We start from the raw sequence: 14261 nt of genomic DNA on the forward strand, positions 1-14261 counted from the left end.
CCATGACGAGCGTTACCGACCACACTGCGGAACCCGCTGCCGAGCACACCATTGACATCCACACCACCGCGGGCAAGCTGGCCGAACTGCACAAGCGCCGGGAAGAGTCGCTGCACCCCGTCGGTGAAGAGGCCGTCGAGAAGGTGCACGCCAAGGGCAAGCTGACCGCCCGCGAGCGCATCCTCGCCCTGCTGGACGAGGACTCGTTCGTCGAGCTCGACGCGCTGGCCAAGCACCGCAGCACCAACTTCGGCCTGGAAGCCAACCGCCCGCTCGGCGACGGTGTGATCACCGGCTACGGCACCATCGACGGCCGCGACGTCTGCATCTTCAGCCAGGACGCCACGGTGTTCGGCGGCAGCCTCGGCGAGGTCTACGGCGAGAAGATCGTCAAGGTCCAGGAGCTGGCCATCAAGACCGGCCGCCCGCTGATCGGCATCAACGACGGGGCGGGCGCGCGCATCCAGGAGGGTGTCGTCTCGCTGGGCCTCTACAGCCGCATCTTCCGCAACAACATCCTGGCGTCGGGCGTCATCCCGCAGATCTCGCTGATCATGGGGGCAGCCGCGGGTGGGCACGTGTACTCCCCCGCCCTCACCGACTTCGTGGTGATGGTCGATCAGACCAGCCAGATGTTCATCACCGGACCCGACGTCATCAAGACCGTCACCGGCGAGGACGTCACGATGGAGGAACTCGGCGGCGCCCACACCCACATGGCCAAGTCGGGCACGCTGCACTACGTCGCCTCCGGCGAGCAGGACGCCTTCGACTGGGTCCGCGACCTGCTCGGTTACCTGCCGCCCAACAACTTCACCGACGCCCCCCGCTACGCGGTGCCGGCCCCGGCGGGCCCGATCGAGGAGAACCTCACCGAAGAGGACCTCGAGCTGGACACGCTGATCCCGGACTCGCCCAACCAGCCGTACGACATGCACGAGGTGATCACCCGCATCCTCGACGACGACGAATTCCTGGAAATCCAGGCCGGTTACGCGCAGAACATCGTCGTCGGATTCGGCAGGGTCGACGGCCGGCCGGTCGGGATCGTGGCCAACCAGCCCACTCAGTTCGCGGGCTGCCTGGACATCAACGCCTCCGAGAAGGCAGCCCGGTTCGTGCGGACCTGCGACTGCTTCAACATCCCGATCATCATGCTGGTGGACGTGCCCGGCTTCCTGCCGGGCACCGGCCAGGAATACAACGGCATCATCCGCCGCGGCGCCAAGCTGCTGTTCGCCTACGGCGAGGCGACCGTCCCGAAGATCACCGTCATCACCCGCAAGGCCTACGGCGGTGCCTACTGCGTGATGGGGTCCAAGGACATGGGCTGCGACGTCAACCTGGCCTGGCCGACTGCGCAGATCGCGGTCATGGGCGCCTCCGGCGCGGTCGGCTTCGTCTACCGCCAGCAGCTCAAGCAGGCCGCCGCCGAGGGCCGTGACGTCGACGAGCTGCGGCTGCAGTTGCAGCAGGAGTACGAGGACACGCTGGTCAACCCGTACGTCGCCGCCGAGCGCGGTTACGTCGACTCGGTCATCCCGCCGTCGCATACCCGCGGTTACATCGGCACGGCGCTGCGCCTGCTGGAACGCAAGATCGCCCACCTGCCGCCGAAGAAGCACGGGAACATTCCGCTATGAGTGACGGGAACGAGACGAACGGTTCGGCCCCCGCGGGCGAAGAGACCGCCGAGGCCGCCGGGACCCCGCACGTGCCGCACATCCAGATTCTGCGGGGCCGTCCCACCCCCGCGGAGGTGGCCGCGCTGATCACCGTGCTGGGCAGTGCCGTGGGTGGTGGCGCGCAGCCCGAGCAGCCCGAGAGCACCCGCTGGGGTCTTCCGGTCGACAAGCTGCGCTATGCGATCAGCAACTATCAGCGCATCACCCTGCAGGAACGCATCCACATGCAGCGATGACCCGGGTCGTACTCGGGTCGGCCTCCGGCGGCCGCCTCAAGGTGCTGCGCCAGGCGGGCATCGATCCCCTGGTCGTCGTCTCCGGCGTCGACGAGGATCGCCTGATCGCCAATCTGGGACCGGACGCCTCGCCCGGTGACGTGGTCTGTGCGCTGGCCCAGGCCAAGGCCGAGCAGGTGGCCGGCGAACTGGATGCCGCCGTTGCGACGGATTGTGTTGTGATCGGCTGTGATTCGATGCTGTACCTCGACGGCGGGCTGTGCGGCAAGCCCGAATCCGTCGAGGCCGCGCGCCGGCTCTGGCAGTCGATGGCCGGGCGCTCCGGCCAGCTCTATACCGGTCACTGCGTTATCCGTATGCAGGACAACAACATTGTCCATTGCCAAGCGCAAACATCAATCACCACAGTGCATTTCGGAACACCGGAGCCCGACGACCTGGAGGCCTACCTGGCCGACGGCGAATCGCTGCGGGTCGCCGGCGGCTTCACCCTGGACGGCCTGGGCGGCTGGTTCATCGACGGCGTCGACGGCGATCCATCGGCCGTGGTGGGAATCGGATTGCCGCTGACGCGTGCGCTGCTGCGCCGCGCGGGCCTGTCCATCGCGGCACTGTGGGCGGACAACACGCCGAGCCCGTAAGGAATTACCGGCTCGACGGTGTCGGCCGCGCAGACTCGCGTGGGTAGGCTTTGCCATGTGCCGCTACCTCCCGATTCAAGCCCCACGCTGTCGGCCTACGCCCACCCTGAACGCCTAGTCACCGCCGACTGGCTGTCCGGCCACATGGGCTCGCCCGGTCTGGCGATCGTCGAATCCGACGAGGACGTGTTGCTCTACGACGTCGGGCACATTCCCGGCGCGGTCAAGATCGACTGGCACACCGACCTCAACGACCCGCGGGTCCGCGACTACATCTCCGGTGAGCAATTCGCGGAATTGATGAACCGCAAGGGCATCTCGCGCGACGACACCGTGGTGATCTACGGCGACAAGAGCAACTGGTGGGCGGCGTACGCGCTATGGGTCTTCACGTTGTTCGGCCACCCCGATGTGCGGTTGCTCAACGGCGGGCGTGACCTGTGGCTGTCCGAGCGACGCGACACCAGCCTCGAGGTGCCGACCAAGACTTCGACCGGCTACCCCGTCGTCGCCCGCAACGACGCACCGATCCGCGCCTACAAGGACGACGTGCTCGACATCCTGGGCAGCCAGCCGCTGATCGACGTGCGCTCACCCGACGAATACACCGGCAAACGCACGCACATGCCCGACTACCCCGAAGAGGGCGCGCTGCGTGCCGGCCACATCCCGACCGCCCGATCGATCCCGTGGGGCAAGGCGGTCGACGAGAGCGGCCGGTTCCGCAGCCGCGAGGAACTCGAAGAGCTGTACGGATTCCTGCAACCCGACGACAAGACCGTCGTGTACTGCCGCATCGGAGAGCGGTCCAGCCACACCTGGTTCGTGCTCACCCACCTGCTGGGCAAGCCCGGCGTCCGCAATTACGACGGGTCCTGGACCGAGTGGGGCAACACCGTGCGGGTGCCGATCGTCGCGGGCTCTGAACCAGGGCAGACACCAGGAGCCGTACCGGCCCGATGACTCTGCCCGCCCCCCTCGCCGAGGTGGTGTCCGACTTCGCCGAAGTGCAGGGTCAGGACAAGCTGAAGCTCTTGCTGGAATATGCCGATGAACTTCCAGCCCTGCCGCCCTTTTTGGCCGAAGCGTCGATGGAGCCGGTCCCCGAGTGCCAGTCGCCGCTGTTCTTGCACGTCGACGCGCACGACGCGAACCGGGTGCGGCTGTATTTCAGCGCTCCCGCCGAAGCGCCGACCACCCGCGGGTTTGCTTCGATCCTGGCCGCCGGCCTCGACGAGCAATCGGCCGCCGACATCCTGGGGGTGCCCGAAGATTTCTACAGCGAACTCGGGTTGGCCGCTCTGATCAGCCCGCTGCGGCTGCGGGGCATGTCGGCGATGCTGGCCCGCATCAAAAGGCGGCTGCGAGATACCGCCGAGTAACCCCCGAATACCGACACCGCCTCATCGTCCCGGCGGCGCGGCGCTTAGACTTCCCCCGAAATCGTTGTAAGAAATTCTCTTAGAGACGACGCAGAATAATCTCTGCCGATAGGCCAAAACAGGAGGCGCAGTGGCCAGTCACGCCAGCTCAAGGATCTCCAAGGTGCTCGTCGCCAACCGCGGCGAAATCGCTGTCCGGGTGATCCGGGCGGCCCGCGACGCGGGTCTGTCCAGCGTGGCGGTGTACGCCGAGCCCGATGCCGAGGCGCCACACGTGCGTCTGGCCGACGAGGCGTTCGCCCTGGGTGGTCAGACTTCCGCCGAGTCCTACCTGGACTTCGGCAAAATTCTCGACGCGGCGGCCAAGTCCGGCGCCAACGCCATCCACCCGGGCTACGGCTTCCTCTCGGAGAACGCCGATTTCGCCCAGGCGGTCCTGGACGCCAACCTGATCTGGATCGGGCCCAGCCCGCAGTCGATCCGCGACCTCGGCGACAAGGTCACCGCCCGCCACATCGCCGCCCGCGCCCAGGCGCCGCTGGTGCCCGGCACTCCCGACCCGGTCAAGGACGCCGACGAGGTGGTGGCCTTCGCCAAGGAGTACGGCGTGCCGATCGCGATCAAGGCGGCGTTCGGCGGCGGTGGCCGCGGCATGAAGGTGGCCCGCAACATCGAAGAGATCCCCGAGCTGTTCGAGTCGGCCACCCGTGAGGCCGTCGCGGCGTTCGGCCGCGGTGAATGCTTCGTCGAGCGCTACCTGGACAAGCCGCGCCACGTCGAGGCCCAGGTGATCGCCGACCAGCACGGCAACGTCGTCGTCGCCGGGACCCGCGACTGCTCGCTGCAGCGCCGCTTCCAGAAGCTGGTGGAAGAAGCGCCGGCACCTTTTCTTACCGACGCGCAGCGCAAGGAGATCCACGAGTCGGCCAAGCGGATCTGTAAAGAGGCGCACTACTACGGCGCGGGAACCGTCGAGTACCTGGTCGGCCAGGACGGTCTGATCTCGTTCCTCGAGGTCAACACCCGTCTGCAGGTCGAGCACCCGGTCACCGAGGAGACCGCGGGCATCGACCTGGTGTTGCAGCAGTTCAAGATCGCCAACGGCGAAAAGCTGGACATCACCGAGGACCCGACACCGCGCGGGCACGCGATCGAGTTCCGGATCAACGGCGAGGACGCCGGACGCGGCTTCCTGCCGGCACCGGGCCCCGTCACCCGCTACGACATCCCCACCGGCCCCGGCGTGCGGCTGGACTCCGGCGTCGAGGCCGGCTCGGTGATCGGCGGCCAATTCGACTCGATGCTGTCCAAGCTGATCGTGTACGGCGCCACCCGCGAGGAGGCGCTGGCGCGCTCGCGGCGTGCGCTGGACGAGTTCCACGTCGAGGGCCTGGCCACGGTCATCCCGTTCCACCGCGCCGTGGTCTCCGACCCGGCGTTCATCGGCGACGACAACGGTTTCACCGTGCACACCCGCTGGATCGAGACGGAGTGGGACAACAAGATCGAGCCGTTCACCGGCGGCGAGCCCCTCGACGAGGAGGAGACTCGGCCCCGGCAGAAGGTGGTCGTCGAGGTCGACGGCCGCCGGCTCGAGGTGTCGCTGCCCGGCGATCTGGCGCTGTCCAACGGCGCCGCCGCCGACCCGGCCGGCGTCGTCCGCAAGAAGCCGAAGCCTCGCAAGCGCGGCGCGCACGGCGGCGCGGCGGCCTCGGGCGACGCGGTCACCGCGCCGATGCAGGGCACCGTGGTCAAGGTTGCGGTCGAGGAGGGCCAGCAGGTGGCCGTGGGTGACCTGGTGGTAGTCCTCGAGGCGATGAAGATGGAGAACCCGGTCACCGCGCACAAGGAGGGCACCATCACCGGCCTTGCGGTCGAGGCGGGTGCCGCCATCACGCAGGGCACGGTCCTCGCCGAAATCAAATAGCTGCTGATCAGGCTTCCTGGGAATCAGCTAAGTAAACGTTGTCGGTCTGCGGCACCCGGGGTAGGGTTCGAGTCAGGTTGAGTTCACAGCCGCCCGGATTACGTCGGCGCCGCGCGGAAGGCGAATTCCCTTCCTTCAGTGTTATCGACCGTTGGCGTAGTCCCTCACACCAATCCTCGGTTGAGGGAGTGAAGCAATGTCTGTGACCCAATCCTGGCAACAATGCCGAACGGCCCAATTCAGCGCCACCTGGAGCGTGTCGGGCACCGTCATCACGGTCGACGGCGAACTCGACGCCGCGAACTCGGATCAGCTCGCGATCTACGTGCAGCGCAATGCCCGCCGTGCCAAGCGCGTGATCCTCGATCTGCGCAATCTGGATTTGATTGGTACTGCGGGCTTTTCAGCATTACACCGCATCAACGTGGTGTGCTCGGGCGCCCAGCTGAGCTGGGCGATGGTGCCCAGCCCTGCGGTGATGCGCCTGTTGCGCGTGTGCGACCCGGACGGCACCCTGCCGGTGACGACGCCGATCGAGGAGCCGCTGCTGGAGCGGGTCGGGTGGCCCGCGGGCCCCGACGCGCGGCCGCTACTCCAACTGGTCACGCAGACGCGCTAGCGATTTAGCCAGCAGCCGCGATACGTGCATCTGCGAGATGCCGACTCGCTCGGCGATCTGCGTCTGGGTCATCGACTCAAAGAACCTGAGCACCAACACCGTTCGCTCTCGCTCGGGCAGGCTCTCCAGCAGCGGACGTAGCGACTCGCGGTCCTCGATGCGATCGATGCTGGCGTCGACGTCACCAAGCGTGTCGGCGATGGCGCGCGCGTCCTCTTCGTCGCCGCCGCCCCCACCGCTGTCGATGGACAGGGTGTTGTACGAGCTGCCCGCTACCAGACCTTCGACGACCTCGGCGCGGTCCATTTCCAGCTCGGCCGCGAGTTCGGTTGCGGTGGGCGCCCTCCCGAGGCGTTGCGATAGGTCGGCGGTGGCGCTACCGAGCCGCAGATGCAACTCCTTGAGACGCCGCGGGACCTTGACCGACCAGCTGTTGTCCCGGAAGTGCCGGCGGACCTCACCCATGATCGTGGGCACCGCGAACGACACGAAGTCCGATCCGGCGTCGACGTCGAAGCGCACCACCGCATTGACCAATCCCACTCGCGCGACCTGAACCAGATCGTCGCGTGGTTCGCCACGACCCTCGAACCGGCGGGCGATGTGATCGGCCAGCGGCAGACACCGCTCGACGATCTTGTCCCGTTGGCGCTGGAATTCTGCCGAGTCGGCCGAGACGGTGGCCAGCTCACGGAACATATCCGGAACGTCGGCGTATTCGTTTGGGCGTGACGAGCCCGAACCGCCGTCAGCCTGCGGTGTCACCGGCTAGCGGCCGCCCGTCGCGCCGTCAGCGTGATACCGAAGACGCTGCCGGTTTCATTGGGCTCACGACCATCGTGGAAAGTCTGGACGTCGTCGGCCAGCGACGTCAGGACGTGCCAGCTGAAGCTGCCCGGCGACACCACGTCGTGGGTGTTGCAGGTGGCGGATGCCTCGACCACCAATTCGTCCGCGCGCGGGTCGACCACCACGATCAGCGTCGCGTCGGGGGTGGCCGACCGGATCAACCGCGTGCACACCTCGTCGACCGCGAGCCGCAAATCCGCCACGGCGTCGAAGTCCAGGTCTTCGTAGGTGCCGATCGCACCCACCAGCGTGCGCAACATCGCCAGGTTTTCCAGGCGCGCAGCAACATGCAATTCGACGGCTCTGTGGCCGCGTTGACGCTTGTCAGCGCGCAATCCAATATCGGTCATATGGTCTCCCGGCAACGTTTGGCTCACACTACCCCTCGCTTAAGAGCGCTCCATCGGTCGGGACAGCCCACCCGGTTAGCCCTCATCGCGGCCGGGTATGTCACTCGATGTGGACGCGCCAGACACCACCGGCAGCCCGGGGACGCACACACTCGGGCGCGTCGCTTTGATCGCGTAGGCGCTGCGCGCAAAATCATCACGGGCGCTCATCATGGTTTACACCTGATACCCACTCGACGGGGCGGATAACCTACGAATTTCGAGCGGGCCGCGCCGGGAATCAGCTGTCGGGCGACTGCCTGACCGCGTCGGGGTGGTCGAGGTACCACCGATCGAAGATCCCTCGTACCCGACGGTGTTCGGCGGCCAGCCACACCAGGCCCACCACCGTGACGACAATCGCCGTCACACCTGCGGTCATGCCCTCGTGCTGATGTCCGGTGCCGAAGGCGGCGATGCTTCCGCACACCGCGACCACCCCGGCCACCACCATCAGATATCCGGGCCAGTGCAATACATCGATCAGTGATTCGCCGGCGAGTGGCCGCGTCGTCCGCAAATGGTCTACCGGGTCGTGATAGGTGTCTCCCATGGCTGCTCCTAGGGTCGCACCCCTCATTATGGGACCCCTAGGGCCGGACCGGCAATTGCCGGAACACCCATCGAGACCGCGACGATCATCAGCGTCAACAAAAACCAGCCCGCGCCGTGCCATCCCCACCAGCTGCCCTCGACACGCCAGACCCGGTAGGTGCGCACAAACGCCCACAGGCCGCCGGCCAGCAGGATGAGCGGCCCCCCGATGGCCAGCAGGATTCGCTGTGGCGCCCCGCAGGCCGCCGTGTCGACACCCGTTGCCGGACAGGTGCTGACCCACAAGGCCGCCATCACGATGAATCCGACTCCGGCGGCAGCCGCCAAGACGGCAAAGCGAATGGCGGCGCGCACCTCGCCGTCTTCGGAACCCAGGCGATCACCCCGCGATCGCTCATCTGCTTTCGGCATTGGCGAACCTCATATCCCGCGCTGACTGCGTTAACTGTTTCGTCCGCAACGAAGGATTAGTTACAGCTTCATAAGAATTTTCTTTCCGCCCCCGGTTGCGGGTCAAGTACCCCCATCCAGGGCCGCTGACACGCCCCCTACCGCGCGACGGCGGCCCCCTCGTCGGCGCGATCGAACAGTCACACCGCGAATTACTCCAGCGGGCTGCCCTTGGCTCAAGGTGTGGAGTTCGGATAAACGCAAGCTGAATTGTCTGCCGGTCTTCGTGAGTACTATCTGACACATGCCAACGGCTAGGAGGCGGCTGTCCCCCGAGGATCGGCGCGCCGAACTGCTTGCGTTAGGGGCGGAAGTCTTCGGGAAGCGGCCCTACGACGAGGTCCGCATCGATGAGATCGCCGAGCGCGCGGGCGTCTCCCGTGCTCTGATGTATCACTACTTCCCCGACAAGCGAGCGTTTTTCGCCGCGGTCGTCAAGGACGAAGCCGATCGGCTCTACGAGGCCACCAACAAAGAGCCGATGGCCGGGCTGACGATGTTCGAAGAGGCGCGGATGGGCGTGCTGGCCTACATGGCCTACCACGAGCAGAACCCGGAAGCCGCCTGGGCCGCCTACGTCGGCCTGGGCCGGTCCGACCCGGTTCTGCTGGGCGTCGAGGACGACGCCAAGAACCGCCAGCTCGAGCACATCATGACCCGCATCCACGAGGTCGTGGCCGCGGTTCCGGGAGCGAAGCTGGCGCCGGATATCGAGCGGGACCTGCGAGTGATCCTCAACGGCTGGATCGCGTTCACCTTCGAGCTGTGCCGCCAGCGCATCATGGATCCGACCACCAGTGCCGAGCGCCTTGCCGACTCGTGTGCGCACACGCTGCTCGACGCGATCACCCGGGTACCCGAGATTCCTGAGGAACTCGCCCACGCGATGGCGACCGCTCGTCATCAACCGCAGTAGACATTTTGTCGGTGCCTGTTGGCACCATGACTAGGTGAGCACCGAAGCACTCGAGCGATTCAGCGCGATCACCCGCGAGTGGTTCGACAGCACCTTCCCCGCCCCGACCGCCGCGCAGGCGGCGGCCTGGGATGCTATTGCCGACGGCAACAACACGCTGGTCATCGCCCCGACCGGATCCGGCAAGACGCTGGCCGCATTCTTGTGGGCCCTGGACTCCTTGGCCCGCTCCCCCGTCGCGGACGAACGGCCGCGCGGCACGCGCGTGTTGTATGTGTCACCGCTCAAGGCGCTGGCGGTCGACGTGGAGCGCAACCTGCGCACGCCGCTGGCCGGGCTGAGGCGAATCGCCGAGCGCCACGGTCTGCCCGCCCCCGACATCATTGTCGGGGTCCGCTCGGGTGACACCCCGCCGGCGCAGCGCCGCCAGCTGATCAACTCCCCGCCCGACGTGCTGATCACCACCCCCGAGTCGCTGTTTCTGATGCTGACCTCGGCCGCGCGCGAAACCCTGGCCGGCGTCCAGACGGTGATCGTCGACGAGGTGCACGCGATCGCCGCCGGCAAGCGCGGCGCGCACCTGGCGGTGTCGCTGGAGCGGCTCCAGGATTTATCACGAGACCTCCGCGAAGGACCACCCGCGCAGCGCATCGGACTGTCGGCGACGGTGCGCCCGCCCGAGGAGCTCGCGCGGTTCCTGTCCGGGTCCGCCCCGACCACGATCGTGGCTCCCCCGTCGGCCAAGTCGTTCCAGCTCACCGTGCAGGTGCCGGTCCCCGACATGGCCAACCTGACCGACAACACCATCTGGCCCGACGTCGAGGCCCGCCTGGTCGACCTGATCGAAGCGCACAGCTCGACCATCGTGTTCGCCAATTCGCGACGGCTGGCCGAACGACTTACCGCACGGCTCAACGAGATTCACGCCGAGCGCAGCGGTGTCGACCTGTCGACCCCGGACAATCAAAGGGCCAACCGCAAGGTGCCCGGCGGGGCGCCGGCGCACATCATGGGCAGCGGTCAGACCTACGGCGCCGATACGTTGCTGGCTCGCGCGCACCACGGTTCGGTCAGCAAGGAGCAGCGCGCGCTGGTCGAAGAGGACCTCAAACGCGGGCTGCTCAAGGCCGTCGTCGCCACGTCCAGCCTGGAGCTGGGCATCGACATGGGAGCCGTCGACCTGGTGATCCAGGTGGAGGCGCCGCCGTCGGTGGCCAGCGGCCTGCAGCGCATCGGACGAGCCGGCCATCAGGTCGGCGAGGTCTCCCAGGGCGTGCTGTTCCCCAAGCACCGCACCGACCTGATCAGCTGCGCCGTGACCGTGCAGCGGATGCTGGCCGGGCAGATCGAATCGATGCGGGTGCCGGCCAACCCGCTCGACATCCTGGCCCAACAGACGGTTGCCGCCGCCGCGCTGGAGCCGCTGGACGCCGACCGGTGGTTCGACACGGTACGCCGCAGCGCGCCGTTCTCGACCCTGCCGCGCAGCGTGTACGAGGCCACCCTGGACCTGTTGAGCGGCAAGTACCCGTCCACCGAATTCGCCGAGCTGCGACCGCGGCTGGTGTACGACCGCGACACCGGAACGCTGACCGCCCGGCCCGGTGCGCAGCGGCTGGCCGTCACGTCCGGCGGCGCGATCCCCGATCGCGGGATGTTCACCGTCTATCTGGCCAGTGAAGCCGAAAAACCTTCGCGGGTAGGTGAACTCGATGAGGAAATGGTCTACGAGTCGCGACCTGGTGATGTGATCTCGCTGGGGGCGACCAGCTGGCGGATCACCGAGATCACCCACGATCGGGTGCTGGTGATTCCGGCGCCGGGCCTGCCCGCCCGGCTGCCGTTCTGGCGCGGCGACGACGTGGGCCGCCCCGCCGAACTCGGCGCGGCGCTGGGCGCCTTCACCGGCGAACTTGCCGGGCTGAACCGCGAGGAATTCGGAAAGCGTTGCACCGCATTGGGTTTCAATGACTACGCGACCGACAACCTGTGGGTGTTGCTCGACGACCAGCGGACCGCCACCGGGACCGTGCCCACCGACACCACCCTGCTGGTCGAACGATTCCGCGACGAGCTCGGCGACTGGCGGGTGATCCTGCACTCTCCGTACGGGCTGCGCGTGCATGGCCCGCTCGCGCTGGCGGTGGGCCGGCGGCTGGCCGAGCGCTACGGCATCGACGAGAAGCCGACCGCCTCCGACGACGGCATCGTCGTGCATCTGCCCGACACCGGGCTCTCCAGCCAAGATGGTGCCCCGCTTGGTGCGGAGCTCTTCGTCTTCGACGCCGACGAAATCGACCCGATCGTCACCGCCGAAGTGGGCGGCTCGGCGCTGTTCGCATCCCGCTTCCGGGAATGCGCGGCGCGTGCGCTGCTGCTGCCGCGCCGGCATCCCGGCAAGCGCTCGCCGCTGTGGCAGCAGCGTCAGCGGGCGGCTCAGCTGCTGGAAGTGGCCCGCAAATACCCGGACTTCCCGATCGTGCTCGAGACCGTCCGGGAATGCCTGCAGGACGTGTACGACGTCCCGGCGCTGGTCGATTTGATGACGGGTATCGCTAACCGCCGGGTGCGGGTGCTCGAGGCCGAAACACCCAGGCCGTCACCGTTCGCCGCCTCGTTGTTGTTCGGCTACGTCGGCGCATTCATGTACGAGGGCGACTCGCCGCTGGCCGAGCGCCGCGCCGCGGCCCTGTCGCTGGACAGTACGCTGCTGGCGGAGCTGCTCGGACGCGTCGAGCTGCGCGAGCTGCTCGACCCGGACGTCATCGCCGCGACCGGCCGCCAGCTGCAGCATCTGACCGCCGACCGGGCCGCCCGCGACGCCGAGGCGGTCGCCGACCTGCTGCGGCTGCTGGGCCCTTTGACCGAAGACGAGGTCGCCGCGCGATCCGAGGCCGCCGACGTGGGCGGCTGGCTGGAAGGTCTGCGCGCCGCCCGGCGCGCGCTGACGGTGTCGTTCGCCGGCCGCAGCTGGTGGGTGGCCATCGAGGACATCGGCCGGCTGCGCGACGCGGTCGGCGTGGCCGTCCCGCTGGGCATTCCGGCCACGTTCACCGAACAGGTGGCCGACCCACTCGGCGAGCTGCTGGGCCGCTACGCGCGCACCCGCACCCCGTTCACCACGGCCGAGGCCGCCGCCCGCTTCGGGCTGGGGCTGCGGGTGACGGCCGACGTCTTGGGTCGGTTGGCCGACCCAGCAAGGTCTGCCGGCCGACTGGTGCGTGGCGACTTCGTCGCGTCCGGCGGTGTCGGTGGTGTTGGTGGCGAACAATGGTGTGACGCAGACGTTTTGCGAATACTGCGACGGCGTTCGCTGGCGGCGCTGCGCGCTCAGGTCGAGCCGGTCAGCACCGCCGCCTACGGGCGCTTCCTGCCGGCCTGGCATCACCTGGGCGCCGCGAGCGGCCTGGACGGGCTGATGTCTGTGATCGATCAGCTGGCCGGGGTGCGGATACCGGCGTCGGCGCTCGAGCCGCTGGTGCTGGCGCCGCGCGTGGCCGACTATGCCCCGGCGATGCTCGACGAGCTGCTGGCGGCCGGGGAGGTCACCTGGTCGGGCGCCGGGTCGATCTCGGGCAGCGACGGGTGGATCGCGCTGCACGCCAGCGATTCGGCTCCGCTGACCCTGTCGGCGCCCGACGAGATCGACTTCACCGACACCCATCGCGCGATGCTGGAGACCCTGGCCGGCGGCGGCGCGTACTTCTTCCGGCAGCTCGAGCAGGACAAGATCGGCGAAACCGCGCTCAAAGATGCGCTGTGGGAACTGATCTGGGCCGGCTGGATCACCGGCGACACGTTCGCCCCAGTGCGGGCGTTGCTGACGGGCAGCGGGACCCGCAAGCGTTCGGCCCCGGCGCACCGCACCCGCCGGCCGCCGCGGCTGAGCCGGTACAGCGTCGCGCATCCCCACTCCCGGACCACCGACCCGACCGTGGCCGGGCGCTGGTCGGCGGTGCCGGCGCCGGAGCCCGATTCCACCCTGCGCGCCCATTACCAAGCCGAATTGCTGCTCAACCGGCATGGCGTGCTGACCAGAGGCGCCGTGGCGTCGGAAAATGTGCCGGGGGGATTCGCCACGTTGTACAAGGTGCTGAGCACCTTCGAAGAAGCCGGCCGGTGTCAGCGGGGGTACTTCGTCGAGTCGCTGGGCGGCGCCCAATTCGCCGTCGCCTCGACCGTCGACCGGCTGCGCAGTTACCTCGACGGGATCGACCCGGAGCGACCCGAATACCGGGCGGTCGTGCTGGCCGCCGCCGACCCGGCCAACCCGTACGGGGCCGCATTGCCCTGGCCCGCAACCGACGGGCCCCGCCCGGGTCGCAAGGCCGGCGCGCTCGTCGTGCTGGTCGACGGCGGGCTGGCCTGGTTCCTCGAGCGCGGCGGGCGGTCATTGCTGACGTTCACCGACGATCCCGGCGCCCACCACGCGGCGGCCCAGGGGCTGGCCGACCTGGTCACCGCCCGGCGCGTCGAGTCGATCCTCGTCGAACGCATCAACGGGGTGCCGGCACTGCAGCCGCTGCCCGGCGGCCCGAGTCCGGTGACCGAGGCCCTGTCGGCAGCGGGCTTCGCGCGCACCCCGCGCGGAATGCGGCTGCGGTGATGACCG

General features: G+C 68.1%; 13 protein-coding genes. 9 read left to right on the forward strand and 4 right to left on the reverse strand.

Features of this window, described 5'->3' with window-relative positions:
* Positions 1–2: 2 nt before the first annotated feature.
* The 7 genes from SKC41_RS01385 to SKC41_RS01415 all read left to right on the forward strand — a co-directional run bounded on the left by SKC41_RS01385 (position 3) and on the right by SKC41_RS01415 (position 6490).
* Positions 3–1643 (forward strand): acyl-CoA carboxylase subunit beta, encoded by a 1641-nt coding sequence (locus tag SKC41_RS01385; RefSeq protein ID WP_330975982.1) that lies wholly within the window; start codon positions 3–5, stop codon positions 1641–1643.
* Positions 1640–1921 carry an acyl-CoA carboxylase subunit epsilon gene (locus SKC41_RS01390; RefSeq protein ID WP_330975983.1) on the forward strand — a complete coding sequence of 94 codons (282 nt, stop codon included), beginning with the start codon at positions 1640–1642 and terminating at the stop codon, positions 1919–1921. The genes SKC41_RS01385 and SKC41_RS01390 overlap by 4 nt, the downstream gene beginning before the upstream one ends.
* On the forward strand, positions 1918–2562 hold the full coding sequence (locus tag SKC41_RS01395) for a Maf family protein (protein WP_330975984.1): 645 nt from the start codon (positions 1918–1920) through the stop codon (positions 2560–2562). Before SKC41_RS01390 ends, SKC41_RS01395 begins: the two co-directional genes overlap by 4 nt.
* A gap of 57 nt (positions 2563–2619) precedes the next feature.
* On the forward strand, positions 2620–3525 hold the full coding sequence (locus SKC41_RS01400) for a sulfurtransferase (protein WP_330975985.1): 906 nt from the start codon (positions 2620–2622) through the stop codon (positions 3523–3525).
* The gene (locus SKC41_RS01405; protein ID WP_330975986.1) at positions 3522–3944 is read left to right on the forward strand and encodes a SufE family protein; all 423 of its coding nucleotides are present in this window, start codon (positions 3522–3524) and stop codon (positions 3942–3944) included. Before SKC41_RS01400 ends, SKC41_RS01405 begins: the two co-directional genes overlap by 4 nt.
* A gap of 130 nt (positions 3945–4074) precedes the next feature.
* Positions 4075–5871: an acetyl/propionyl/methylcrotonyl-CoA carboxylase subunit alpha gene (locus SKC41_RS01410; RefSeq protein WP_330975987.1), complete on the forward strand. Its 1797-nt coding sequence runs from the start codon at positions 4075–4077 to the stop codon at positions 5869–5871.
* Positions 5872–6067: 196 nt separating this feature from the next.
* Complete coding sequence (locus SKC41_RS01415) at positions 6068–6490, forward strand: STAS domain-containing protein (protein WP_330975988.1); 423 nt, start codon at positions 6068–6070, stop codon at positions 6488–6490.
* Here the strand turns inward: SKC41_RS01415 and SKC41_RS01420 are convergent.
* From SKC41_RS01420 to SKC41_RS01435, 4 genes are all read right to left on the reverse strand, one after another.
* Positions 6461–7255 (reverse strand): RNA polymerase sigma factor SigF, encoded by a 795-nt coding sequence (locus SKC41_RS01420; RefSeq protein ID WP_330975989.1) that lies wholly within the window; start codon positions 7253–7255, stop codon positions 6461–6463. The two genes, SKC41_RS01415 and SKC41_RS01420, sit on opposite strands and share 30 nt — an antisense overlap.
* Positions 7252–7689 carry an ATP-binding protein gene (locus SKC41_RS01425; RefSeq protein WP_330975990.1) on the reverse strand — a complete coding sequence of 146 codons (438 nt, stop codon included), beginning with the start codon at positions 7687–7689 and terminating at the stop codon, positions 7252–7254. Before SKC41_RS01425 ends, SKC41_RS01420 begins: the two co-directional genes overlap by 4 nt.
* A 280-nt stretch (positions 7690–7969) precedes the next feature.
* The gene (usfY, locus tag SKC41_RS01430; RefSeq protein WP_330975991.1) at positions 7970–8281 is read right to left on the reverse strand and encodes a protein UsfY; all 312 of its coding nucleotides are present in this window, start codon (positions 8279–8281) and stop codon (positions 7970–7972) included.
* Between the two features lie 26 nt (positions 8282–8307).
* Complete coding sequence (locus tag SKC41_RS01435; protein ID WP_330975992.1) at positions 8308–8694, reverse strand: hypothetical protein; 387 nt, start codon at positions 8692–8694, stop codon at positions 8308–8310.
* A 283-nt stretch (positions 8695–8977) separates the two neighbouring features.
* Between SKC41_RS01435 and SKC41_RS01440 the strand changes: the two genes are divergently transcribed.
* On the forward strand, positions 8978–9649 hold the full coding sequence (locus SKC41_RS01440) for a TetR/AcrR family transcriptional regulator (RefSeq protein ID WP_330975993.1): 672 nt from the start codon (positions 8978–8980) through the stop codon (positions 9647–9649).
* Positions 9650–9683: 34 nt separating this feature from the next.
* On the forward strand, positions 9684–14255 hold the full coding sequence (locus SKC41_RS01445) for an ATP-dependent helicase (RefSeq protein WP_330975994.1): 4572 nt from the start codon (positions 9684–9686) through the stop codon (positions 14253–14255).
* Positions 14256–14261: the final 6 nt, after the last annotated feature.

Origin of the sequence: Mycobacterium sp. 050128 (assembly GCF_036409155.1) — a bacterium.
Taxonomy (GTDB): Bacteria; Actinomycetota; Actinomycetes; order Mycobacteriales; family Mycobacteriaceae; genus Mycobacterium.